The organism is Streptomyces sp. NPDC046876 (assembly GCF_040645035.1).
Taxonomy (GTDB): domain Bacteria; phylum Actinomycetota; class Actinomycetes; order Streptomycetales; family Streptomycetaceae; genus Streptomyces.
Map to the genome: position 1 here is coordinate 1 of NZ_JBEYXK010000031.1, position 23,517 is coordinate 23,517.

Annotated in this window: 22 protein-coding genes; 12 read left to right on the forward strand and 10 right to left on the reverse strand. The window is 73.5% G+C overall.

What is annotated here, in order from left to right:
* Nucleotides 1–186: 186 nt before the first annotated feature.
* The 3 genes from ABZ924_RS18555 to ABZ924_RS18565 all read right to left on the reverse strand — a co-directional run bounded on the left by ABZ924_RS18555 (nt 187) and on the right by ABZ924_RS18565 (nt 2,661).
* Entirely contained in the window at nt 187–1,374 is a 1,188-nt protein-coding gene (locus tag ABZ924_RS18555; protein ID WP_361910410.1) for an MAB_1171c family putative transporter, read from the reverse strand.
* Entirely contained in the window at nt 1,371–1,928 is a 558-nt protein-coding gene (locus ABZ924_RS18560) for a toxin-antitoxin system, toxin component (RefSeq protein ID WP_361910413.1), read from the reverse strand. Before ABZ924_RS18560 ends, ABZ924_RS18555 begins: the two co-directional genes overlap by 4 nt.
* A gap of 64 nt (nt 1,929–1,992) precedes the next feature.
* Nucleotides 1,993–2,661 (reverse strand): helix-turn-helix domain-containing protein, encoded by a 669-nt coding sequence (locus ABZ924_RS18565; RefSeq protein ID WP_361910416.1) that lies wholly within the window; start codon nt 2,659–2,661, stop codon nt 1,993–1,995.
* 218 nt (nt 2,662–2,879) lie between these two features.
* Here ABZ924_RS18565 and ABZ924_RS18570 point away from each other — a divergent pair, with 218 nt between their 5' ends.
* The 3 genes from ABZ924_RS18570 to ABZ924_RS18580 all read left to right on the forward strand — a co-directional run bounded on the left by ABZ924_RS18570 (nt 2,880) and on the right by ABZ924_RS18580 (nt 7,535).
* Nucleotides 2,880–3,866, forward strand: coding sequence for a helix-turn-helix domain-containing protein (locus ABZ924_RS18570; protein WP_361910419.1), 987 nt, complete (start codon nt 2,880–2,882; stop codon nt 3,864–3,866).
* A gap of 132 nt (nt 3,867–3,998) precedes the next feature.
* The gene (locus ABZ924_RS18575) at nt 3,999–5,402 is read left to right on the forward strand and encodes a 6-phospho-beta-glucosidase (RefSeq protein WP_361910422.1); all 1,404 of its coding nucleotides are present in this window, start codon (nt 3,999–4,001) and stop codon (nt 5,400–5,402) included.
* A 36-nt stretch (nt 5,403–5,438) separates the two neighbouring features.
* Nucleotides 5,439–7,535 carry an MDR family MFS transporter gene (locus ABZ924_RS18580; protein WP_361910425.1) on the forward strand — a complete coding sequence of 699 codons (2,097 nt, stop codon included), beginning with the start codon at nt 5,439–5,441 and terminating at the stop codon, nt 7,533–7,535.
* A gap of 6 nt (nt 7,536–7,541) precedes the next feature.
* Here the strand turns inward: ABZ924_RS18580 and ABZ924_RS18585 are convergent, their stop codons facing one another.
* On the reverse strand, nt 7,542–8,060 hold the full coding sequence (locus ABZ924_RS18585) for an NUDIX hydrolase (protein WP_361910428.1): 519 nt from the start codon (nt 8,058–8,060) through the stop codon (nt 7,542–7,544).
* A gap of 155 nt (nt 8,061–8,215) precedes the next feature.
* On the opposite strand from ABZ924_RS18585, the gene ABZ924_RS18590 reads away from it, so the two are divergent.
* Nucleotides 8,216–9,223 (forward strand): FAD-dependent oxidoreductase, encoded by a 1,008-nt coding sequence (locus tag ABZ924_RS18590; protein WP_361910431.1) that lies wholly within the window; start codon nt 8,216–8,218, stop codon nt 9,221–9,223.
* A 130-nt stretch (nt 9,224–9,353) separates the two neighbouring features.
* Entirely contained in the window at nt 9,354–10,745 is a 1,392-nt protein-coding gene (locus tag ABZ924_RS18595; protein ID WP_361910434.1) for an FAD-dependent oxidoreductase, read from the forward strand.
* Between the two features lie 6 nt (nt 10,746–10,751).
* Here the strand turns inward: ABZ924_RS18595 and ABZ924_RS18600 are convergent, their stop codons facing one another.
* Nucleotides 10,752–11,819, reverse strand: a complete 1,068-nt coding sequence (locus ABZ924_RS18600; RefSeq protein ID WP_361910437.1) for an ATP-dependent DNA ligase — start codon at nt 11,817–11,819, stop codon at nt 10,752–10,754.
* A gap of 75 nt (nt 11,820–11,894) precedes the next feature.
* On the opposite strand from ABZ924_RS18600, the gene ligD reads away from it, so the two are divergent.
* From ligD to ABZ924_RS18615, 3 genes are all read left to right on the forward strand, one after another.
* Nucleotides 11,895–12,977 (forward strand): non-homologous end-joining DNA ligase, encoded by a 1,083-nt coding sequence (ligD, locus tag ABZ924_RS18605; RefSeq protein WP_361910440.1) that lies wholly within the window; start codon nt 11,895–11,897, stop codon nt 12,975–12,977.
* A 137-nt stretch (nt 12,978–13,114) separates the two neighbouring features.
* Complete coding sequence (locus tag ABZ924_RS18610) at nt 13,115–14,047, forward strand: alpha/beta fold hydrolase (protein WP_361910443.1); 933 nt, start codon at nt 13,115–13,117, stop codon at nt 14,045–14,047.
* Complete coding sequence (locus ABZ924_RS18615; protein ID WP_361910446.1) at nt 14,044–15,528, forward strand: DHA2 family efflux MFS transporter permease subunit; 1,485 nt, start codon at nt 14,044–14,046, stop codon at nt 15,526–15,528. The genes ABZ924_RS18610 and ABZ924_RS18615 overlap by 4 nt, the downstream gene beginning before the upstream one ends.
* Here ABZ924_RS18615 and ABZ924_RS18620 read toward each other — a convergent pair.
* The gene (locus tag ABZ924_RS18620; RefSeq protein ID WP_361910449.1) at nt 15,512–16,174 is read right to left on the reverse strand and encodes a TetR/AcrR family transcriptional regulator; all 663 of its coding nucleotides are present in this window, start codon (nt 16,172–16,174) and stop codon (nt 15,512–15,514) included. The genes ABZ924_RS18615 and ABZ924_RS18620 overlap by 17 nt on opposite strands.
* A gap of 100 nt (nt 16,175–16,274) precedes the next feature.
* On the opposite strand from ABZ924_RS18620, the gene ABZ924_RS18625 reads away from it, so the two are divergent.
* Together ABZ924_RS18625 and ABZ924_RS18630 are read left to right on the forward strand one after the other, a co-directional pair.
* Nucleotides 16,275–17,069 carry a VOC family protein gene (locus ABZ924_RS18625; RefSeq protein WP_361910452.1) on the forward strand — a complete coding sequence of 265 codons (795 nt, stop codon included), beginning with the start codon at nt 16,275–16,277 and terminating at the stop codon, nt 17,067–17,069.
* A gap of 63 nt (nt 17,070–17,132) precedes the next feature.
* Nucleotides 17,133–17,387, forward strand: a complete 255-nt coding sequence (locus ABZ924_RS18630) for a WhiB family transcriptional regulator (RefSeq protein ID WP_361910585.1) — start codon at nt 17,133–17,135, stop codon at nt 17,385–17,387.
* Between the two features lie 69 nt (nt 17,388–17,456).
* Here the strand turns inward: ABZ924_RS18630 and ABZ924_RS18635 are convergent, their stop codons facing one another.
* Nucleotides 17,457–18,428, reverse strand: coding sequence for an acyl-ACP desaturase (locus tag ABZ924_RS18635; protein WP_361910454.1), 972 nt, complete (start codon nt 18,426–18,428; stop codon nt 17,457–17,459).
* A gap of 391 nt (nt 18,429–18,819) precedes the next feature.
* Here ABZ924_RS18635 and ABZ924_RS18640 point away from each other — a divergent pair, with 391 nt between their 5' ends.
* The gene (locus tag ABZ924_RS18640) at nt 18,820–19,290 is read left to right on the forward strand and encodes an ATP-binding protein (protein WP_361910457.1); all 471 of its coding nucleotides are present in this window, start codon (nt 18,820–18,822) and stop codon (nt 19,288–19,290) included.
* Nucleotides 19,291–19,318: 28 nt separating this feature from the next.
* On the opposite strand, the gene ABZ924_RS18645 is transcribed toward ABZ924_RS18640, so the two are convergent.
* The 3 genes from ABZ924_RS18645 to ABZ924_RS18655 form a co-directional block, all read right to left on the reverse strand.
* The gene (locus tag ABZ924_RS18645; protein WP_361910460.1) at nt 19,319–20,971 is read right to left on the reverse strand and encodes an ABC-F family ATP-binding cassette domain-containing protein; all 1,653 of its coding nucleotides are present in this window, start codon (nt 20,969–20,971) and stop codon (nt 19,319–19,321) included.
* 274 nt (nt 20,972–21,245) lie between these two features.
* Nucleotides 21,246–21,662: an SsgA family sporulation/cell division regulator gene (locus tag ABZ924_RS18650; RefSeq protein WP_361910463.1), complete on the reverse strand. Its 417-nt coding sequence runs from the start codon at nt 21,660–21,662 to the stop codon at nt 21,246–21,248.
* Nucleotides 21,663–21,839: 177 nt separating this feature from the next.
* Nucleotides 21,840–22,277 (reverse strand): (4Fe-4S)-binding protein, encoded by a 438-nt coding sequence (locus ABZ924_RS18655; protein ID WP_361910466.1) that lies wholly within the window; start codon nt 22,275–22,277, stop codon nt 21,840–21,842.
* A gap of 251 nt (nt 22,278–22,528) precedes the next feature.
* On the opposite strand from ABZ924_RS18655, the gene ABZ924_RS18660 reads away from it, so the two are divergent.
* The gene (locus ABZ924_RS18660) at nt 22,529–23,515 is read left to right on the forward strand and encodes an oxidoreductase (RefSeq protein WP_361910468.1); all 987 of its coding nucleotides are present in this window, start codon (nt 22,529–22,531) and stop codon (nt 23,513–23,515) included.
* Nucleotides 23,516–23,517 lie beyond the last annotated feature (2 nt).

Here is a 23,517-nt window from a genome sequence, read left to right on the forward strand (position 1 = left end):
CCGAAGGCCATCGCGAAGCGACGCGACGAAGGAGCGCCCTTGACGCGCCGGCCCGCACCGAAAGGACAATGGGCGGCCGGGACGCCCCCGGACACTCCCCGACCCCGCCCCACCGTGACCCCGCCCCTCGGCCCCGTCCGACCATCCAGCCCCGCCCCAGGCCACCCCCCTCACCACCCCACCCCCTCACCCCCCCGCCCGCCCCGACAGCGTTGCCGTCTGGCGGAGGGCTGCTACCAGGGGGGACGTGCGCAGGGCGTGGGAGATGCGGAGGAGGTCTCGCGGTGCTTGCGGGATGTCGGTCGGGTTCTCGTCGCTCGAGACGATGACCGCGCCGTCGGGGTCTGCCGTGCGGGCGCGGACCGCGGCGGTGAGCATGACCGCCTCGGCCACCGCGCGGGCCGTCTCCTCGTCCGAGCCGCTCGCGCGGGCCAGCTCGTACGCGCGGTCCCGATGGCGGTCGTCGAAGTACGGGCCCAGCTGCAGGAACGCGTCGTGGATGTCCGACTCCCGCTGGATCATCCGCAGCTCGAGCGGCGACCACCACGGCATCCTCACGCACGGCGTGCCGCTCGGGGTGCACGGCTGGACCTCGGCCCACAGGGGGCCGAGGCGCCGGTACGTGGTCCACGTCTTCCAGGTGTCGGACAGCCGCTGGCACACCAGGGGCAGGACGAAGCCGATGGCGCTGATCAGTGCGCCGACGGAGGCGAGCGGTGGGGCCACGTACGTGCTCAGGTCGTCGAGGTCGTGCCCGATCCAGCGGGCGACCACCGCGGAGATCTTGGTGGCGTCGTAGCTGAGGTTGAAGACGTAGCCGATGACGATGATCATCAGGCCGGTCCGCAGCCAGCCGCGCACCTGGAGGGACCAGCGCCAGCACATCGCGACCATGACGACGGCGGCGACCAGGTGGGCCGTCAGGTAGAGGCCGATCACCACCTGGATGTAGGGCGTGCTGGCGTAGTACGTGTCGAAGTCGCGCAGCCGCTCGACCGGGGCCTCGCCCAGGACGAAGAGCACGACTAGAACGGCCGCGACTCCGCCGTAGCCGACGATCCAGCGGCGCGAGATGCGCCGGGTCTGCTCGGGCGGGCCGCCGCGCCAGTTCACTATCAGCACCAGGCAGGCGGCGCTGAACAGGGTGATGAGGCAGTAGACGAGGGGGGCGGAGAAGTTGCTGACGCCGGTCCAGCGGTTGACCGCCGCGATGGTGGGGGGAGCGGCGAAGGTGAAGACCGATCCGGCCAGGATCAACAGCGAGCAGACCGAGCGCAGCAGCGGGTCCCGCCAGTTGTGGCGCAGGGCCGGCAGCTTGAAGGCGAGTGCGACGCCCAGCGCGGCTGCCGGTATGTAGTAGTCCTGGCCGTTCAACGGTCGTTCCTGTGCCCCCGGTATCCGAGCGAGGCCTCGATGCGGCCTGCCAGCTGGTCGCGCTGCGCGGGTGCGCGGTGGCTCGCGGAGCCCGCGAGCCAGGTGCGGCAGCGGCTGCCGAGCAGCAGGCCGAAGGTTTCGGCCTCGGTTTCCTCCTGGACGTCCGCGCGCGTGCGTGCGGCGACGCGGCGGACGGTTTCGCCGATGTCGGCCTCGTCGGACAGCAGTCGGGCGGCGACGGCGGCTCCGTCGACGTGGTGGCTGCAGTGGCCGGCCTTCATGTGCCACAGTTCGTGGCCCAGGATGACGAGTTGGTGGTCCGGTGCGGTGCGTTCCTCGATGACCACGAGATCGCGGTCCGCCATGTCGAGCCACAGGCCGCTGGCCGTCCCGGGCGGGAAGGAGGCCATCCGGAAGTCCACCCGGCGGCCGCGGTGTTTGCTCATGCCCTCGCAGAGGGCGGCGTAGAGGTCCGCGGGTTCCACGGGCGCGGGCAGCCGGAGGCCGGCCACCAGTTCGCCGCACAACCGGCGCTGCTCTCTGCCTATGCTCACCGTTCTCCCCGTCGGCGCGGATCCGGATCAGGACTCAAGGATCAGACCCAGACTCTCGACTGGGTCAGGATTCGTTCGGTTTGACGCTTTCGAGGAGCATGTCCAGCCATTCCGTCACCTTGTCGCGGTGCTTGTCACTGGGCAGTTGGGCGGCGCGCCAGGCGATGCCCCGGACACCGTGGTTCTGCAGGAGTCTTGCCAGCGGGTCGCCGATCGAAGCCGCCGGGGCGGGTACGGTTTCGCGCGAGCGGATCGCGTAGTCCTGGAGGAGCTGCTGCTCGGTGCGCAGGAGGGCGTCGGTGAGGGCGTCGGAGTCGTGGGCGGTGAGGAAGCCGGCGTGGACGCCGAAGAAGCGCTGGATCGCGTCGCAGTGCTCCATGGTGGGCCGGCGGTCGCCGTTGATCAGGGCGCCGGCCTGCTGGCGGGACATGCCCGCGCCGTCGGCGATCTCCTGCTGGGTGTAGCGGCGGCCGTTGGGTTTCAGCCTGGTGCGCCGGAGCAGGTCGAGGCGCTGGAGGAAGCGGGCCTGCAGACAGGGTTCGCCGGCCGGCCGGCCGTCCAGCAGGCTCTTGACCACGTCGGCGGGCACACCGGAGGCCTCGGAGAGGCGGCGCAGGTCGAAGACCTTGTTCAGGTCGCGGCCCATTTTGCCCGCGAGTTCTGCGACGCGCGTGACGGTGGCTGCCAGGGACGGGTTGGCCACCGCGACGGGAGCCGGGAAGCCGTCTGTCACCAGTGGTTCTCCTAGATCGCGGCGAGTCGGTACGGGCACATGGTCGGCTTTTGGAATCTAGCCGTTCCGCCGCCGCAGGGCCAGAACTTGCCACAGCTGTGGCGGGAATGAGCTGTCAAGAGGCTGGAATTGCCACGATAGTTGACACTCGAATGAAGTCGGTAGCAGGATCGCCAGAGGAAATTGAAGATCCAGACCGTGAGGAGGGGGAGCTCTCGGTGCTACATCTCGCAGCGGTGGGCCCGTCCGATGGCCTCGCCCGAGCCGGTGAGGAGTGCCTGGCGGGCGAGGAGTCCGCACGCGGCGCAGTGCGGTCGGAGCGACGCAAGGAGATTTTGCGCCAGCGCCGCGAGGAGCTGGGCCTCAGCCAGGAGGACGTCGCCGCGCGCCTGCGCATCAGTGTGCGTGCGTACGGCAATTGGGAACGCGGTCTGGTCAAGGAGTGGACCGACCGCAAGCTGCTCGCCTTGGCCGAGGCCCTGGAGATGAGTGAGCGTCAGTGCTTCTGGCTGTTCCGCGTCATGGTCGACCGGGACCCCCCGTCGACCTGGCGGGCGGCCGAGGAGAACCGGCTGCCCGAGGACCCGGCCCAGCGCGACTACCTGTGCGACTACGCCGCCCTCATGGAGGCCGTGCCCTACCCCAGCTTCCTGGTCGACCACCGCTGGGACGTGGCGCTCACCAACTCGGCGTTCGACAAGCTCTTCCAGTCGGTGCGCCCGCACCCGACGGCCCTTCCCGACGACAACTTCCTGCGCTTCGTGCTGTTCCACCCGGACGCGGCGGCCGTGCTGGAGGACCACGAGCCGGCCTGGTGCGTTCCGCTGCTGGCCCAGTTCGCGGCCGCGCTGGAGGCCGCCCCGCAGGACGAGGCGCTGACCAGCATCCGCCAGGAGGTGGCCCGCGACCCCTTCATGGAGGCGGCCTACCGCTACGGCGTGCCGCACTGGCTCGCCACGCACGGGGCCGAGGCCGCCGAGCGCGACGGCGCGGTGCGCACGGTGCGCCACTGGGACCCGGCGAAGGGGCTCGTCCGCTGCCGGCTGGTGGCCGAATCGAGCCGTATGCTCGACGCGATGGGGCTCACCCGGATCACCATGATCCTGTCGGCGCCGCAGGGCGCCGCGGCAGGACCGGTCAGCCGTTCGGGCGCCCCGCGCCACCAGGGCCCCCGGCTGCGCGCCGTGCCGGCGCTGGAGGACTGAGCACCCCCGCGGCCCGGCAGGGGACACTGGAGCCCTCACTCGTGTGCCGGAGACCGGATGTCACGGATCGTGGCACGGAATGTGGCACCGGTCGTGGCACCGGCCCCGGCGCGGACGAAGGGCGGTAGGAGCGTGCGGCTGACCATCCTCGGCGGGGGCGGATTCCGGGTACCGCTCGTGTACGGAGCGCTGCTCGGCGACCGGGCCGAGGGGCGGGTGTCCCATGTGACGCTGTACGACGAGGACCGTGCCCGGCTCACGGCCATGGCCCGGGTCCTCGCGGACCAGGCGGCGGCGGCCGCCCCGGCCGCGGCCGCCCCGGTCGCGCCCGCCCAGGCCGGGCCCGTCCCGGTCGCGCCCGCCCCGGTCGTGGCCGTCACCACCGATCTCGACGAGGCCCTGCGCGGCGCCGACTTCGTCTTCTCCGCCGTCCGCGTCGGCGGCCTCGAAGGGCGCGCCGCCGACGAGCGGGTCGCCCTGGCCGAGGGAGTGCTGGGCCAGGAGACGGTGGGCGCGGGCGGGATCGCGTACGGCCTGCGGACCGTGCCGGTGGCCCGGGAGATCGCCCGCGCCGTGGCCCGGGTGGCCCCGGAGGCGTGGGTCATCAACTTCACCAACCCTGCGGGGCTGGTCACCGAGGCCATGGCGGAGGTGCTCGGCGACCGGGTGATCGGCATCTGCGACTCCCCGGTCGGCCTCGGCCGCCGCGTGGCCCGGCTGCTGGGCGCCCGTCCGCAGGACGCGTGGATCGACTACGTCGGCCTCAACCACCTGGGCTGGCTGCGGGGCCTGCACATCGGCGGCCGCGACCGGTTGCCCGATCTGCTGGCCGACACCGCGGCGCTGGAGTCCTTCGCGGAGGGCCGGCTCTTCGGCGCCGACTGGCTGCGCTCGCTCGGCGCCATCCCGAACGAGTACCTGCACTACTACTACTTCAACCGTGACACCGTACGGGCCTATACGCAGGCCGAGCAGACCCGCGGCGCGTTCCTGCGCGACCAGCAGCGCGGCTTCTACGCCGAGGCCGGCCGGCCCGGCCTGCCCGCCGGTGCGGCCCTGGCCGCCTGGGACCGGACCCGCGCCGAGCGCGAGGCCACGTACATGGCCGAGAACCGCGAGGCGGCCAGCGCCGGCGAGCGGGACGACAGCGACCTGGAGTCCGGCGGCTACGAGAAGGTCGCCCTCGCCCTGATGCGGGCCATCGCCCGCGACGAGCGCACCACCCTCATCCTGAACGTCCGCAACCGCTCCACGCTGTCCGTGCTCGACGCCGATGCGGTCATCGAGGTGCCCTGCCTCGTCGACGCCAACGGCGCCCACCCGGTCGCCGTCGACCCGCTGCCCCTGCACGCGGCCGGTCTGGTGACCTCCGTCAAGGCGGTCGAGCGCGAGGTTCTGGCGGCCGCGGCGAGCGGCTCGCGCGCCGACGCCGTGAAGGCCTTCGCGCTGCACCCGCTGGTCGACTCCGTCGCGGTGGCCCGCCGCCTGCTCGACGCGTACGCCGCGCAGCACCCGGGCCTGGCCTACCTGCGCTGATCCCCGCCCGGCCTCGCCCGGACGGCCCAGCGCCGCATGCGCCGCGGCGGCGGCCCTGTGAGAGTGCGTGGTGTGACCACTGCACCCGCGGCCGCCGCGGCGCCGCCCCAGCTGGACCTGCGGCGGCGCAACGTCATCTTCGGCACGATCATGCTGGGCGTGCTGCTCGCGGCGCTCGACCAGACGATCGTGGGCACCGCTCTGCCCACGATCGTGGCGGACCTCGGCGGCGGCGACCACATGTCCTGGGTCGTCACGTCCTATCTGCTCGCCGAGACCATCTCCACCGCCCTGGTGGGCAAGTTCGGCGACCTCTTCGGCCGCAAGCTCGTCTTCCAGATCTCGGCGATCGTGTTCATCTCCGGCTCGTTCCTGTGCGGCCTGGCCGGCAACATGACGCTGCTCATCGTCTGGCGCGGAGTGCAGGGCGTGGGCGCCGGCGGCCTGATGGTCACCGCCATGGCGCTGATCGCCGACGTCGTGCCGCTGCGCGAACGCGGCAAGTACCAGGGCGCGATCGGCGCCGTCTTCGGCGTCGCGACCGTCATCGGCCCCCTCCTCGGCGGGATCTTCACCGACCAGCTGAGCTGGCGCTGGGCCTTCTACGTCAACGTGCCCATCGCGATCCTCGTGGTGATCGCCGCCGCCCGCACCATCCCCGTGGTACGGGCCGAGGGCCGGCCCCGTATCGACTACCTGGGCATCGCCCTCGTCGCCGTCGGTTCCGGCGCGGTGGTCCTCGCCACCAGCTGGGGCGGCAACAAGTACGCATGGAGCTCGCCGACCATCATCGCCCTGTTCGCGGGCGGCGCCGCGGCCCTCGCCCTGTTCTGCCTGGTCGAGACGCGCGCGGCCGAACCGATGCTGCCGATGCGGCTGTTCGCCAACCCCGTCTTCAGGGTCTGCTCGGTGCTCAGCTTCATCGTCGGCTTCGCCATGCTCGGCGCCATGACCTTCCTGCCGACGTACCTGCAGTACGTGGACGGCGACTCGGCCACCTGGTCCGGGGTCCGCACGCTGCCGCTGGTCTTCGGCCTGCTGCTCTGCTCGATCCTCAGCGGCAGCGTCACCGGAAGGACCGGCCGCTACCGGATCTTCCCGATCATCGGCAACCTCGTCATGGCCATCGGGCTGTATCTGCTGTCCCGCATGCAGCCGGGCACCAGTGCCTGGCTGGAATCCCTCTACATGTTCGTGCTCGGCATGGGCATCGGCCTGAGCATGCAGGTGCTCACGATCGCCGTGCAGAACACCGTCGAATACGCCGACCTCGGCACCGCCACCTCCGGCGTCACCTTCTTCCGTACGCTCGGCGGCTCGTTCGGCGCGGCGGTCTTCGGCACCATCTACGCCAACAGCCTCGGCCCGCAGCTGGACCGGGCCGTCCAGGACGCGGCCCGCGCCACGGGAGCCGACCCCGCGCGGCTCGGGGCCGCCGCGCAGAGCCCCCAGGGGGTCCACGGACTCCCGCCGGACCAAGCCCCGTACATCATCGACGCCTACGCGGACGCCCTGCACACCGTGTTCCTGTGGACGGTGCCGGTCGCCCTCGTCGGGTTCGTCGTCGCGCTCTTCCTCAAACAGGTCACCCTGCGCGACACCGCCCGCGCCGCATCCACGGACATGGGCGACGGGTTCGGCTCCCCGGTCACCGCCTCCGGCGACTCGGCCAAGCTGCTGGAGCTGGCCGTCGGCAAACTCGTCCGGAACATGGGGGCCGACACGGCCCGGCAGCTCGTGCACGGCTCGGACACCCGGCTGGACATCGCCGGGGCGTGGGCCGTGATGCAGGTCGAGCTGGCGACCCGCACGATCGGCTACGCCAGCCTCGGACTCATCGCCTCGCGCCGGCACCTGCCCCCCGAGGTCCTGCTGCCCGTCTTCGAGCGGATGGTCGACGAGGGCTATCTGACCCGCGAGGGCAACTTCCTGGCGCTGACCCCGGCGGGGGAGCGGGAGGCCGCTGTCATCTCGGCCGCATGGGCCCGCTGGCTGGGCGACGAGCTGGAGAAGGACCGCGGCCGCCCGGGCGGCGCAGAACTGCGCGCGGCGACCGACGCCCTCGCCAAGCGGCTGCTGGCGGAGGACCTCCGCGAGGGCACCTTCGCGCCGAGGGCCCCGGCCGGGGTGTAGCTCCGGCTACTCGTCGCCGCCGGTCGCCGGGCCTTCGGTTGCCGTCAGATAGTCGTACGAAGGCACGGGCGGCAGGGTCGGCGTGAGCTCGGGGCGCCACGTGCGCAGCACCGCGGCCGACGGCGCGTACAGGGCGGACGGGATGTCGGCCGGCGCGAACCACTGCCAGCGGAGGATCTTGTGCGGTTCGGTGACCTTGGGCGTGCCCTCGGCCGCGGTGGTCACCGCGGCCGCCGTCAGCCGGGTCAGCCCGGACTTCGCGTCGATCTGGACGCCGAGGATCCGGACGTCCGCCGGGGCCACCCGCAGATCCGTTTCCTCGCCGAGCTCCCGGGCTGCGGCCTGCTCGAAGCCCTCCCCGGGGTCGACCTTCCCGCCGGGCAGCTCCCAGCGGCCGTCGTGCGCCTGGCCGAGGAGCACCCGTCCCTCGGCATCGGCGACGACGAGCCCGACGCCGACGACGGCATGGGGCTGCGGGACGGCCCGCTCGGGGCGCTCGGACGGTGCGGGCGGCTTGGGGGTCATGCGGGAGTTCCTCTTCCCTCGTCGCGGTCGGCCGGCGGGGCCGGCTCGGACAGGGGCCATTTTGCCGGTTCGGCAACGGCGTTCGGGGCCCGGCGGCCCGTGGGCCGATCCTCACCCGTACGGAGGATCGTAAGGACGATGGTAAGGACGGCTGCATGAGCGACGCGATGGACGGCATCTCGGACACCTCCTTCGACGTGGTGGTCGTGGGCGGCGGGGCCGCCGGGCTCGCCGGGGCCCTGACCCTGGCCCGGGCCCGACGTTCGGTGCTCGTGCTCGACTCCGGCAGCCCGCGGGGCGCCCCCGCCGCGCACCTGCACGGCTACCTGGGCCGCGACGGGGCGGCGCCGGCGGAGCTGCTCGCCACCGGGCGGGCGGAGGTGGCGGCGTACGGCGGCCGGATCCGCTCCGGCGCGGCCGGGACGGCCCTCGCCGCCGACCGTACGGCCGACGGCGCCTTCCTGGTGCGGTGCGCGGACGGCTCGGCGGTGCGGGCCCGCCGGCTGCTGCTCGCCACCGGGGTCGTGGACGAACTGCCCGAGGTGGCGGGGCTGCGCGAGCACTGGGGGCGCTCCGTGCTGAACTGCCCGTACTGCCACGGCTGGGAGGTCCGCGACCAGCCGCTCGCCGTGCTGGCCACCGGCCCGCTCGCCGTGCACCAGGCGCAGCTGTGGCGGAACTGGAGCGACCGGGTGACGCTGCTGACCCATACGTGGCGGCTCAGCGAGGGGGAGCGGGAGCTGCTCGCGGCCCTGGGCGTCGCGGTGGTGGACGGCGAGGTGGTCGCTCTGGCGGCCGGCGACGGGGACGGCGGGCCGTGCGGGGTGCGGCTCGCGGGCGGCGGAGCCGTGGAGTGCCGGGCGCTGGTGGTGGCGCCGCGGTTCACCGCGCGCGCCGGGGTGGCGGCGAGCCTGGGGCTGCCCGTGGTGGTCGTCGCGCGCGACGGGGTGGCGGTCGGGACGTGCCTGGAGGCGGATCCGGCCACCGGGGCGACGGCCCTGGCGGGGGTGTGGGCCGCGGGGAACGTGACGAGCCCGACGGACCAGCTGGCCGCCGCGGCCGCGGCGGGCGCACGGGCCGCGGTGGCCATCAACACCGAGCTCGTCGAGGAGGGGACGCGGCGCGCCCTCGAGGCGTACCGCGCGCGGGGCGACCGGCCGTGAGCGCCCGGACGGGCGTGCGGGTTTCGGCCGGGGTCCCGCCGCGCAGGCTCTGAGCGGTCCGGCGGGCGTACGGGGAGCGGGCCGGGGCCGGGGCGGGGGCTCCGGGGACACGGGGATCAGGGGGGCGCGCATGGCACACGTGCTGGTCATCGGCGGGGGAGTGGGCGGGCTCGCGACCGCGCTGCTCACGGCGCGGCACGGGCACACCGTCGAGCTGTTCGAGCGCGACACGCGCGCTCCGGGCACGTCCCTCGACCGTGATTTCTTCGGCTGGCAGCGGCCGGGCGTCCCGCAGGCGATCCAGCCGCACGCCCTCCTCGGCGCGGCCCGCACCCTCCTGCGGGACGAACTGCCCGACGTGTACGCGGAGATGCTCCGGCTCGGCGCCCGCGAACGCCACGAGCTCGACTGGTTCGCCGTACGGCCGCCCGCGCAGCCCGGCGACGAGCGCCTCGTGATGCTCCTGGCCCGCCGCATCGTGCTGGAGAGCGCGCTGGCCACGGCGCTGCGCGGCGAGCCGGGAGCCGTCCTGCGCCACGGGGAGCCGGTGACCGGGCTGATGACGGAGCCGGGCTCGGACCCGGTCCGCGTCACCGGGGTGGCCACGCAGCACGGCGGCTACCCGGGGGACCTCGTCGTGGACGCGGGCGGGCGGCGCGGGGGCGTCGAGCGGTGGCTGGCCGCGGCGGGCTGCCGGCCGCCGGTCGTCGAACGGCACCGCACGGGGCTTGCGTACTTCTGCCGCTGGTACCGGCTGCCCGACGGGATGGAGGAGGGGCCGCGCCGGCCGTGGACGGTGACCGGCGGGGCCTTCGCCGGGTGCGCGGTCTTCCCCGCCGACAACCGGTTGTTCGCCGTGACGCTGTTCGTCCACACCCGCGACAGCACCCGTGCGGCGCTGCGCGATCCCGAGGTCTTCGAGAGGGCCGCCCGCGCCTTCCCGCCCGGGGCCGCCTGGCTGGACCTGGGCGCCGAGCCGCTGTCCGGGGTGCTCGCGACGGCCGGCCTGGACAACCGGTGGAGCGCCCCGGTCGACGACCGCGGGCCGGTGGTGGCCGGGCTGGTGCCCGTCGGCGATGCGATCACCCACACCAATCCCACGCTGGGGCAGGGCATCTCGCTCGCCCTGTGGGCCGCGCTCCGGGTGGCCCGTACGGTACGCCGCGACCCGGGCTCGGTGCGTTTCGCGGCCGACCACCACGCGTGGGCCGTGCGCACCCTGAAGCCGTGGTTCGACTTCCAGGTGGTCGCGGACGGCGCCATCGGGGAGCGGTTCGCGACGCGGGTCGCGCGGACCGGGACCGCGCGGGAGGTGGCCGCGCTGTTCGACTGCGCGCTGGAGGACCCCGAGGTGATGCGGGCCCGGGCCCGGGTGCGGCATCTGGCCGAGCCGCCGGAGCGGGCCTATGCGGACCCGGGGATACGGGCCCGGGTGGCGCGGTGGCTGGAGGCGCGGCCCGACTACGTGCCGAACGCGGTGGGGCCCGACCGGGCGCGGTGGGAGAAGCTGATCGCGGGCTGAGCGGCTTCAGGCGGGCGTCCCGAGCACCTCGGCCAGGTCGTAGCCGACGACCTCCTCCAGCTGGGCGTACGTACAACTCTCGGGCACCCGGTCGGGCCGCCAGCGGCGGAACTGCGCGGTGTGGCGGAAGCGGTCGCCCTCCATGTGGTCGTAGGCGACCTCGCAGACGCGTTCGGGGCGCAGCGGCACCCAGGACAGGTCCTTCTTGCCGGTCCAGCGGCTCTGTGCGCCGGGCAGGCGGGCGCTCTCGTGGGCCGCCTCCTCGGCCCAGGCGGCCCAGGGGTGGCCGGCGGCGTCCGCCATGCGCAGCGGTTCGAGTTCCTCGACGAGTTCGGCGCGGCGCCTCATGGGGAAGGCGGCGCAGACGCCGACGTGCTGGAGCGCGCCGCGGGCGTCGTACAGGCCCAGGAGCAGCGATCCGACAATCGGACCGCTCTTGTGGAAACGGAAACCCGCGACGACGACGTCGGCCGTACGCTCGTGCTTGATCTTGAACATGACGCGGGCATCGGGCCGGTAGGGCAGATCGAGGGGTTTGGCGATCACCCCGTCGAGCCCGGCGCCCTCGAACTGATCGAACCACTCCTGCGCCACGGCGGGGTCGGTGGTCGCGGGCGCGAGGTGAACGGGGGGCCGAGCGGTGGACAGGGCGCGGGTGAGGGCGGTGCGGCGGTCGGCGAGCGGGGCGTCGAGGAGCGCCTCGTCGCCGAGCGCGAGCAGGTCGAAGGCGACGAAGCTGGCGGGGGTCGTCCCGGCCAGCAGGTTCACGCGCGAGCCGGCCGGGTGGATGCGTTCGGTGAGCTGGTCGAAGTCCAGGCGGCCGCCGTTGACGATCACGATCTCGCCGTCGACGACGCAGCGGGCCGGGAGGTTGTCCTTCAGCGCGGCCACCAGCTCGGGGAAGTACCGGGTCAGGGTCTTGCCCGTCCGGCTGCCGATCTCCACCTCGTCGCCGTCGCGGTGGACGATGGCGCGGAAGCCGTCCCATTTGGCCTCGTACTGCATGCCCGGCGGGATCTTCGACACCGACTTGGCGAGCATCGGCTTCACGGGTGGCATCACGGGCAGATCCATGCCATCGATTCTGCGGCGGTATGTCCGGCTCCGCCCGGTATGCGAGCCAGGCCGGGCCCGCCTACCGTGGCGCACATGGGTGCATCCGGGAATGCGATCGAGCTGGACGCGGGCGGGCGAACGGTACGGCTGTCCAACCCGGACAAGGTGTACTTCCCGCAGCGGGGCCTCACCAAGCTGGACGTGGCGCAGTACTACCTGGCGGTCGCCGACGGCATCACGCGCGCCCTGCGCAACCGCCCCACGACCCTGGAGCGCTACCCCGACGGGGTGGAGGGCGAGTCCTTCTTCCAGAAGCGCGCCCCCAAGTCCCTGCCCGACTGGATCCCGACCGCCCACATCGCCTTCCCCAGCGGGCGCACGGCCGACGAGATCTGCCCGACCGAGCCGGCCGCCGTGCTGTGGGCCGCCAACCTGGGCTGTCTCACCTTCCACCCGTGGCCCGTGCGGCGCACGGACACCGACCGACCGGACGAGCTGCGCATCGACCTCGACCCGCAGCCGGGCACCGACTACCGCCACGCGGTCGTCGCCGCCCATGAACTGCGCGACGTGCTCGAGGAACTGGGCCTGCGCGGTTGGCCGAAGACCTCGGGCGGGCGCGGCCTGCACGTCTTCGTGCCGATCGAGCCGCGCTGGACCTTCACCGAGGTCCGGCAGTGCGCGATCGCGATCGGCCGGGAGCTGGAAGTCCGGATGCCGGGCAAGGTCACCACGAAGTGGTGGAAGGAGGAGCGCGGCGAGCGGATCTTCGTCGACTACAACCAGACCGCCCGCGACCGCACCATCGCCTCCGCCTACTCCGTGCGCCCGCGGCCGCAGGCACCGGTCTCAGCGCCCCTGCGCTGGGACGAGCTCGACTCCGCGGAGCCGCGCGACTTCGACATCACCACCATGCCCGCGCGGTACGCCGAGCTCGGCGACCTGCACGCGGACATGGACGAACACGCCTTCGGCCTGGAGGCCGCCCTCGAACTCGCCGAGCGGCAGGAGCGCGACCAGGGCCTCGGCGACATGCCTTACCCGCCGGACTACCCGAAGATGCCGGGCGAGCCGAAACGAGTCCAACCGAGCCGGGCCAAGCAGGACGAGCAGGACGAGCGGGGCGAGCGGGGCGAGCGGGGCGAGCGGGGCGAGCGGGGCGACGCCGCGGAGTGAGTGGGGGTGTCTGACAGTAACGCCATCGGCACTTCAGCCAAAAACAACACGAACGGTCGTGCTAGCATCTCGGCGTTCGGGGCCGGTGCCTGTCCGGCCGCCATCTGAGGAGATCCGGAGAACCGGGCATGCACCCCATGGCTTCACTCCTGAGCACGACCCTCAACACCACCGCCCGGCTCGCCCCGGGCCTCGTTGGACGGGCGGCGTTCGCGCTGTTCGTCCGGCCTCTGGGCCGCCCTGCAGTCCGCCCCGAGGAGGCCGGCGTGATGGCCGGGGCCACCACCGGCCGGCTGACCGTCGAGGGCATACCCGTCACCACGTACCGCTGGGGCGAGGGCGGCAGACCCGTCCTCCTGGTCCACGGCTGGACCTCGCGCACCTCGCGCCTCGCCGGCTTCGTCGCGGCGCTGCGGGCCGCGGGCCACAGCGTCGTCGCGTTCGACGCTCCCGGGCACGGCGCATCCGGCGGCCGGGCCACCCACCTGCGCCGACAGCGCGCCATCATCCGCCTGCTGCACGCCGAACACGGCGGCTTCTCCGGCGTCGTCGCCCACTCCTTCGGCGTGCTCTCCACGTTCTTCGCGCTGCGCGAGGGCATTCCGGCCGAGCGGATCGTGGCCATCGGCGGTGTCGGGGAATTCGAGTACCTGCTCAGGGAGTTCCGCCGCAGCATGCGGCTGCGGCCCGCCGTCGAACGCGCCCTGCGCCACCACGTCGAGCACCGCCTCTTCGCCGGCGAGCCCGGTATCCGGGACCGTTTCGACGCCCGCCTGCGGCCCGAGGAGATCCCGGCGCGGATCCTCCTCGTCCACGACGCGGACGACGACGTCGCCGCCCCCGAGCAGTCCCGCGGCATCGCGGCCGCCTACGGGGACCGGGCCCGGCTGATCGAGACGACCGGACTCGGCCACCGGCGCATCCTCGCCGACCCCGGCGTCATCGCCGCGGCGGCCGCCTTCCTGGCGGAGGGGACCCCCGAGCAGGATGCCCCGCAGGCCGCCGCGCAGGTCGCCGCGCAGAGTCCGGCCGAGCTGTCGGCCGTGGCCGCTTCGGCGGTGGTCCGATGAGCGCCGCCGGGCCCGGGGCCGCTTCCGCCGGGGTCGCGCAGGACGCGCGGGAGGCCCAGGAGGTTCAGGGCGCCCGGAACGCCCAGGATGCTGCCACCGGGCGGCGGGTCCTGCTGCTCGCCTGCGCCGTCACCTTCCTCGCCTTCCTCGACGCCACCGTCGTCAACGTCGCCTTCCCCGACCTGCGGCGCGCCTTCCCCGAGGTGTCACTGGCCCACCTGACCTGGGTGGTCAGCGCCTACACGGTCGTGTTCGCCGCGCTGCTCGCCGCCGCCGGCCGCCTCGCCGACACCCTCGGCCGGCACGTGCTCTTCCTCGGCTCGGTCCTCGCCTTCAGCGTCACCTCGCTCGCGGCGAGCCTCGCCCCGTCCTCGGACCTGCTGATCCTGGCCCGCGCCCTCCAGGGTGCGGCAGCCGCCGGCATGATCCCGGCCGCGCTCGGCCTCGTCCTGGCCCACACCCCGCCCGCGCGGCGGGCCGCCGCCCTCGGTGTGTGGGGCGCGGCGGGCGGGCTCGCCGCCGCCGTCGGGCCCAGCCTCGGCGGCCTGCTCGTCGAGGTGTGGGACTGGCGGGCCATCTTCCTGATCAACGTGCCGCTCGGGCTGGCCGTCTGGTGGTCCGCCGCCCGGACCGTCCCGCGCCGGGCGCCCGCGGTGCGCCGCCTGCCCGACCCCGTCGGGACCGCCGCGCTCACCCTCGGGATCGGCGGCGTCGTGGCCGGGCTGTCCCAGGGGCGCGACTGGGGCTGGACCGACCCCGCCGTGCTCGGGCTCGGCTGCGGCGGGGCCCTGCTCGCCGCCCTGGCCCTGCACCGCTCGCGCCGCCACCCCGCCCCGGCCGTCGACCGCGACCTGTGGCGCGACCCGGTCTTCGCCCGGGCCAACCTCGGGGCGCTGCTGTTCGGTGCCGCCATGTACGCGTGGCTGCTGATCGGGCCCTCGTACCTGATCGCCCGCTGGAACTACTCGGCCCTGGAGGCCGGTTTCGGGATCACGCCCGGCGCCGTCCTCGCCATGGGCGGTGCGCTCGCCGTCGGCCGCCGCGTGCCCGCCCGCCTGCAGTGGGCGGCCGTCACCGCCGGCTCGCTGCTGTTCGCCGCGGGCGCCGGGCTGCTGTGGGGGTGGCTCGACGAGTCCACCGCGTACGCACAGGTCTTCCTGCCGGCCGGTCTGCTGGGCGGCCTCGGCATCGGCCTGGTGCTGACCGCGCTCTCCACGGCGGCTTCCGCCTCTCTGCCGCCCGAGCGGTTCGCCGCCGGCACCGGGCTGCTGATGACGGCCCGGCAGCTGGGCGGCGCGCTCGGCATCGCGGGCACCGCCGCCGTGCTGACCGGGAAGGGGGACAACTGGCGCGACGTCTTCCTGATGGCGGCGCTCGCCTCGCTGGCCGCGGCGTTCGCCGGCTGCTCGATGCGGGTGCGCACCCCGAAGGGCACGCAGACGCCGAAGCGTGCGGAGAGCGGCGTCAGGCAGGGACGCTGAAGGCCGGCGGCCGCTCGGGCAGCTCGCCCGGAGCGGCCGCCACCGCGCGCAGCCGGCCGAGGATGCCCCGGCCGGCCCGCTCGTAGCACGTCGGGTCGTCGTGCAGCAGGGAGTCCGAGTTGGCCAGCTCGATCAGCGCGATGACCTCGAACGCCAGCTGCGGCACGTCCACCGGCTCGGCCTCCTCGCGGAAGGCCCCGGCCAGGGAGGCCTCGCGCAGTTGCTGCTCCAGGTAGTGCGCCCAGGCGGCGCGCGCCCGGGCGATCTCGTCGCGTACGGGGCCGGGGCGCGAGTCGAACTCCGCGGCGGCCGAGTAGAAGAAGCACCCGCCGGGGAAGACCCGGTCCCAGGAGTAGTCCATCCACCGCTCGCACAGCCGCCACACCTTGGCCAGGCCGGCCGGCTCCTCCTGCACGGGGGCCACGACCTGCCGGGAGAACACGGCCACGGCGGCGCGGACGGTGGCGATCTGGAGCTCCTCCTTGGAGCCGAAGAGGGCGAACACGCCGCTCTTGCTCAGCCCCAGGTCGGCGGCGATCCGGCCGAGGGACAGCCCTTCGAGGCCTTCGGTCGAGGCGAGGTCCATCGTCCGCGCGAGCACGGTCCGCCGGGTCTGGTTGCCGCGCTCCACGCGTCCGTCAGCCATGGCGCCATGTTACCGAACGCACGGTCGTTCACCCTGTGGAGCGGGCCGCTGTCAGTGGCGGATGCCATGCTCGGAAGGGAGGACGGAAGGAGTACGGGCCATGCTCACGACGGACTACAAGACCGGCTCTCCGAACTGGGTGGACCTCGGCACACCCGACACGGACGGCGCGGCCGCCTTCTACAGCGGGCTGTTCGGCTGGGACTACCGCCCGGGCGGTGAGGAGGTCGGCGGGTACGGGGTGTTCCACCTGGGCGAGAAGACGGTCGCGGGCGGTATGGCCGTCACGGCCGAGCAGGGGCCCTCGGCCTGGACGGTGTATTTCCAGAGTCCCGACGCGGACGCCACGGCGGCTGCCGTGGCCAAGGCCGGCGGCGCCGTGGTGTTCGAGCCGACGGACGTCATGGACCTCGGCAGGATGGCGATCTTCACCGACCCGGCGGGCGTGGTGTTCGCGACCTGGCAGCCCCGGCGCAACAAGGGCCTGGACGCCGTGACCGAGGTCGGCTCGATGTGCTGGACCGAGCTGTACACGGGCGATGTGGCCGCGGCGGCGGAGTTCTACCGCTCCGTCTTCGGCTGGGAGATAAACGAGATGCCGTTCGAGGGCGGCTCGTACACGATGGTCAAACCCGCCGGCGCGGGGGAGGAGGAGGCCTTCGGCGGCCTCGTCCCGATCGCGGCGGACCCGGTCGAGGACGCCGAACGCCCCTACTGGACCCCGTACTTCGAGGTCGTCGACTGCGACGCCACGGCGGCCAAGGCCGAGGAGACGGGCGGCAAGGTCCGGCTGACGCCGGTCTTCATGGAGGGCGTGGGCCGCTTCGCGAAGCTGGCGGACCCCTACGGGGCGCGGTTCGCCGTCATAGCCAGCGCCCCCGCGACAGGGCCGTGAACGCGTGTTGATCAGTCGTTGAGAAGACGTCCATCACCGGCGGCCAGGATCACCGGCATGTCGATGAACACCACCGCAACCGCCACCACCGCCGCCACGGCGGGCACCGCCTGGTACGAGCTCGCCCTCTGCGCGCAGACGGGCCCGGGCTTCTTCTTCCCGGAGCCGGGCTCGTCCCTGCGGGACGCGAAGCGGCTGTGCGGGGCGTGCGAGGGGCGCGCCGGATGCCTGGAGTACGCCCTCGCCAACGACGAGCGTTTCGGGGTGTGGGGCGGGCTGTCCGAGGCCGAGCGCCAGGCCCTGCGCGCGCGCCGCTGAGCCCCGCGGGCGCACCGGGCCCGGGCCGGGCCGAAGCCGGACCTGGGCGGCGAGGGGGCCGCGGCCCGGTCAGCCCTTGCGGGCCGCCATGCGGGCCGCGCGGGCGGCCAGGCGCTCGTCGAACTTGCGGGCCTCGGTGTCCAGCCCGTCCATGAACATGCCCAGCTCGTCCTGCGCCTGCTGCCCCTCCGGGCCGAGGCCGTCGATGCTCATGATCTTCAGGAAGCGGATCACCGGGCTCAGCACGTCGTCGTGGTGGATGCGCAGGTTGTAGACCCCGCCGATGGCCATCTGCGCGGCCATCCGCTCGAAGCCGGGCATGCCGTGCCCCGGCATCCGGAAGTTCACGACGACATCGCGCACCGCCTGCATCGTCAGGTCGGGGGCGAGCTCGAAGGCCGCGCCCAGCAGGTTGCGGTAGAAGATCATGTGCAGGTTCTCGTCCTGCGCGATGCGGGCCAGCATGCGGTCGCAGACCGGGTCGCCGGACTGGTGGCCGGTGTTGCGGTGCGAGATGCGGGTCGCCAGCTCCTGGAAGGCCACGTACGCCACCGAGTGCAGCATCGAGTGGCGGTTGTCGGACTCGAAGCCCTCCGACATGTGCTGCATGCGGAACGCCTCGAGCTTGTCCGGGTCCACGGCGCGCGAGGCCAGCAGGTAGTCGCGCATCACGATGCCGTGGCGGCCCTCCTCGGCGGTCCAGCGGTGCACCCAGGTGCCCCAGGCGCCGTTGCGGCCGAACAGCGTCGCGATCTCGTGGTGGTAGCTGGGCAGGTTGTCCTCGGTCAGCAGGTTCACCACCAGGGCGATCTTGCCGATGTCGGTGACCTTGGACTGCTGGGGGTCCCAGGCCTCGCCGTCCTCGAAGAACCCCGGGAAGTTCCGGCCGTCGCTCCACGGGACGTACTCGTGGGGCATCCAGTCCTTGGTGACCTTCAGGTGGCGGTTGAGCTCCTTCTCGACCACTTCTTCCAGCGCGTACAGCAGCTTGGCGTCGGTCCACGCCCGAGAGCTGCCGAGGTGGGGAGAGGTGATCGTCACGGGTGCTCCTGGGGACAAAGCGAATTACTTACGGTGCCGTAGCCTACGACCCCGTAGGTTAAGCGGACCGTGAGGGGCCGCCAAGCCCCTCCCGTTCATATGCCTGGTTACGTCCGGTTATCTATGCAGTTGGCGGGCATGCCCGGGGCAGGTGCCGGGGGGAATGTCACGCCGGGAGGTGGTCCGGCGCCGCCCGCCTTGACGTCGCGGAGCGACGGAGCCGGATCCGGGAATGGCACGAGAAATCATCATGTCGTCGCACAAGCGGCAGCAGTGTGGCCCTGCCTGCGCTACGGTCGGTAGCGCACGTCTCACACGCGGCGAACCGCAGCGACCGGCCACCCCCACGCGCCGCTTCCGACCCATGCGCACCCAGAACTGGAGCAGCACGATGACGGGGACTCTCCGTGGCCTGCGGCCGGACCACGAGACTCGGCGGGTTCCGTACGAAGCGCAGAAGCTGAACTACTCCATGGCGCTGCCCGGCGGAGCCGGCGGCGCCGGCCGGGCCCGGGCGGCCCTGCGGCCGCTGCTCACCCGGCACGGCCTCGCCGACCTGAGCGACACCGCCGAGCTGGCCGCCTCCGAACTCGTCACCTGCGCCGACCGGTTCACCCCCGGCAAAGAGGTCATGCTCGGCGTCCGCTGGCAGTTCGGCGCCCTGCGCGTCGTCCTCTACGACCAGCACCCCGCGCACTCCTCGCCCGAGGCGAGCGAGGAGTGCCGGGCGAGGCGCTGCCGCAGGATGTGGCTGCTGGCCGCCGCCGTCGAGGCCTGCGGCGGGGACTGGGGACTCACCCCCGTCCTCACCCCGGTGGGCGGCACCAAGGCCTGGGCGTTACTTCCGCCGCCGCCCCTCTAGGCGGAGCGGCTTTAAGGGCCCGGCGGCCTCACTCGGCGAGCCAGAGGGTCTCCCGTACCTCCTCGGCCGTGGTCGGGCGGACCTCCCCGTCGAGCAGCAGCCAGCGCGTGATCCCGATCGACTCCAGGAACGGCACGTCGTGGCTCGCCACCAGCAGCGCGCCCTCGTACGCGTCCAGCGCCCCCGACAGCTGCCGCACGCTCGCCAGGTCCAGGTTGTTCGTCGGCTCGTCCAGCATCAGCAGCTGCGGAGCCGGCTCCGCCAGCAGCAGCGCCGCCAGCGCCGCCCGGAACCGCTCCCCGCCCGACAGCGTGCCGGCCGGCCGGTCCGCCCGCGCACCCCGGAACAGGAAGTGCGCGAGGCGCGCCCGGACCAGGTTGTTCGAGGCGTGCGGGGCGAACCGGGCCACGTTCTCCACCACCGACAGCTCCTCGTCGAGCACATCGAGCCGCTGAGGCAGGAACCGCGCCGGCACGTGCCGGAACACCTCGCCCGACTCCGGCTCGAGCAGCCCCGCGATCGTGCGCAGCAGGGTGGTCTTGCCCGACCCGTTGCGGCCCACCAGCGCGATCCGCTCCGGCCCGCGCACCTCCCACTCGCCCGGCATCCCGGCCCCGTGGGCCGTTTGCACACCGCTCAGGGTGAGCACCCGGCGCCCCGGCGGGACCTGGGTCGCCGGCAGCTCGATCCGGATCTCGTCATCGTCCCGTACCGCCTCCACCGCGTGGTCCAGGCGCTCCTTCGCCTGCGCCAGCTTCTCGGTGTGCAGGATGCGGTGCTTGCCGGCGGACTCCTGCGCCGCCCGCTTGCGGGAGTTCATGACGATCTTCGGCTCACGCTTGGAGTCGTACATCTTCTGGCCGTACCGCTTGCGCCGCGCCAGCTTCATGTGGGCGTCCGCCAACTCCCGCTTCTGGCGCTGTACGTCGGCCTCCGCGACCCGGACGAGCCGCTCGGCCGCCTCCTGCTCCGCGGCGAGCTGCTCCTCGTAGGCGGTGAAGTTGCCTCCGTACCAGCGGACTTCGCCGTCGTGCAGGTCGGCGATCTGGTCGACCCGCTCCAGCAGCTCCCGGTCGTGGCTGACCAGCAGCATCACCCCGGACCAGGACTCGACCGCCGCGTACAGGCGGCGCCGGGCGCGCAGGTCCAGGTTGTTCGTCGGCTCGTCCAGCAGCAGGACGTCGGGGCGCGCCAGCAGCAGGGCCGCCAGCCGCAGCAGGACGCCCTCGCCGCCGGAGAGTTCGCCGACGGTGCGGTCCAGTCCGGCCCGCCCGATCCGCCCGAGGCCGACCTGCTCGAGGGTGGCCAGGGCCCGCTCCTCGACGTCCCAGTCGTCCCCGACGGCGGCGAAGTTCTCCTCGGTCGCCTCGCCCGCCTCGATGGCGTGCAGGGCGGCGCGGGTCGCGCGGATGCCGAGCGCCTCGTCCACCCGCAGGGCGGTGTCGAGGGTGACGTTCTGCGGCAGGTAGCCCAGGGTGCCCGCCACGGCCAACTGGCCGTCGGCAGGCTGGAGTTCCCCGGTGATGAGTTTGAGGAGGGTGGACTTGCCGCTGCCGTTGAGCCCGATCAGGCCCGTACGTCCGGGGCCCACGGCCCAGTGGAACCCGTCGAAGACGGGGGTGCCGTCGGGCCAGTCGAAGGAGAGGGCGGTGCAGGTGATGAAAGAGGAAACGTTACTCATGGAGGCCTCCACGTTGCGTGAGTGTGCGTGCAACAGGGGGAGACAGCCGAGGGCGACGCGAGAGAGTGGGGCGCGGGGGCGTGAGGGGCGCGGGGCGTGAGGGGCGCGGTGTTCGCGCTGCACGCTCGGCCCGGTGGGCGCGCTGCGGCCTGCGTCGGTCGCTGTCTCGGACCTCAGAAGAGCAATGTCCTGCTCCGTTTCGGCGGGGATGGGGCGCCGACGAAGCTACGGGCGGCCGGAGCCGCCCGCAAGCGATTAATGCCGTGCCGTCGGGTCAGTGGGGATAGCGCATCAGCTCGGCCAGGCTGTGGTCCATGTCGAGGTACAGGTGCTCCAGGCCCGGGGGGACGACCTCCGCGGCCCGCTCCAGGAACCGGTGCAGCTCGGCCGTCGCCATCAGGACGATCGCCACCCCCTCGGGCGCGTGGAACTCGATCGTGGTCCGGTCGGCGTCGTACGGCCGCACCCGCACGTCACCGTGGCCGGTCGGGCGGTCGAGCCCGGACTCCAGCAGCTCGCGGGCGAAGGTCCAGGAGACCTCGATGCCCTCCAGGGTGGCGGGAGCGGGGAAGGCCATGCGCACGGCGAACGGATCCGCGCGGTCGTAGCAGAGAGTGACGGGTACGGTCTCCACCTTCGGCGCGGTGGCTACCAGACGTGCCTGCACGGCCTGCTCGATAACAGTGATCAAGGCTCGCTCCCTTGCGGCGGATCTGCAGCCGGGTGTGGGGTGAAACCCGGCAACCGGATAGACGCCGCAATCGGCAAATCCGTGCACGCCCGATGACGTGAGTTGCGTCACCGATTGGCTGGAACGCGTCCGTTTGATCGCACAGAGTGACCGTCGAGGGGATGGGTCGCAGGCTCCTCAGTCCGCGCCGCAGGCTCCCGAGTGATCGCAGAACGGCTGATTCCCGCTCACTCCACAGGCGCAAAGGACGGCCCTCGTCTCGCTGCGGACCGTCCCGTCCGCGGTCGTCACGCGCAGCTCGCCGCGGACCACGAGCTGGCCGGCGGCGGACCGCACGACCGTGGTCGGCCGGTCCGGCGGCTCGGCCGACCCGGCTGCCCGCCCGTCGGCCCGCCCGTCGGCCGGCCGGTACTGGAGCGCGCCCGACGGGCAGCGCCGGACCACCTCCGCGACCCGCTCCGGATCGGCGCCGTCCGGCTGCACCCAGGGGCGCTTTCCCGAATCGAACACCTCGGGCAGGCCGCGTACGCACTCGGCGGCGTGCAGGCAGCGGCTCGTGTCGTACGTGACGGTGATCTGCTTGCCCCGGTAGGCCTTGGGCTGTGTAGGCGGCATGGGGCCACGGTAGGAACGCGGCGGCCGGGACGCACCCTGGACGGCGAATCCGGGGTGCATTAGCTTCCGGCGCCATGAGACTTCTGGGAGTTGGCATGTTCGCGGCAGCCTTGGCGATGGGTGGGCTGGCGGCCCCGGCACAGGCGGCCGACGGCGGCGGCGCGGGGCGGGAATTCGGACAGGAATTACGGGGTGACGGCTCGGGCGCGGGGAGCGGGAGCGGGGGCGGGGCCGGGGCCGGGGGTGCAGGCGTGGGTTGGGCCCTCAAGGCGACCGGCAAGGACGCCCGCTTCCGCGGGCTCGCCGCGGTCAGCCGCAGCACGGCCTGGGTGGCCGGCTCCAAGGGCACGGTGCTGCGCACCGTGGACGGCGGCCGCAGCTGGCAGGACGTCTCCCCGCCGGGCGCGGCCGCGGACGGCCTGGAACTGCGCGACATCGAGGCCTTCGACGCGCGGCGCGCGGTCGCCCTCTCCATCGGGGAGGGCGAGGCCTCGCGGGTGCTGCGCACCGAGGACGGCGGCAGGACCTGGACCGAGGCGTACCGCAACCCCGACCCGCGCGCCTTCTACGACTGTCTGACCTTCTTCGACTCCCGCCACGGGCTGGCGGTGAGCGACCCGGTGGACGGCAGGTTCCGCATCCTGTCGACCGACGACGGCGGCCGCAGCTGGCAGGTGCTGCCGAGCACGGGCATGCCGGAGGCGCTGCCCGGCGAGGCGGGCTTCGCGGCGAGCGGCCAGTGCCTGGTGAGCTCCGGGCCGCGCGACGCATGGCTGGCCACCGGCGGCGGCCCGGTCGCCCGGATCCTGCACTCGGCGGACCGCGGCCGCACCTGGCAGGCCACCGAGTCCGGCATCCCGGCGGGCGACCCCGCCCGGGGCGTCTTCGCCCTCGCCTTCCGCGACCGTACGGCGGGCCTCGCGGTCGGCGGCGACTACCGCACCGGCCAGCCCTCCCCGCAGGCCGCCGCCGTCTCGGCCGACGCCGGCCGCAGCTGGAGCCCTGCCGCCACCCCGCCGCCCGCCTACCGCTCGGGGGCGGCCTGGCTCCCGCACACCGGCGGCTCGGCCGTGGCCCTCGCGGTGGGGCCCACCGGAACCGATGTCACCACCGACGGGGGGCGCAGCTGGCGGGGGCTGGAGCCGGGGTCGTTCGACACGGTCGACTGCGCGGGGGACGGGGGCTGCTGGGCGGCGGGGGAGAAGGGGAGGGTGGGGCGGTTGGAGGTGCGGTGGTAGCC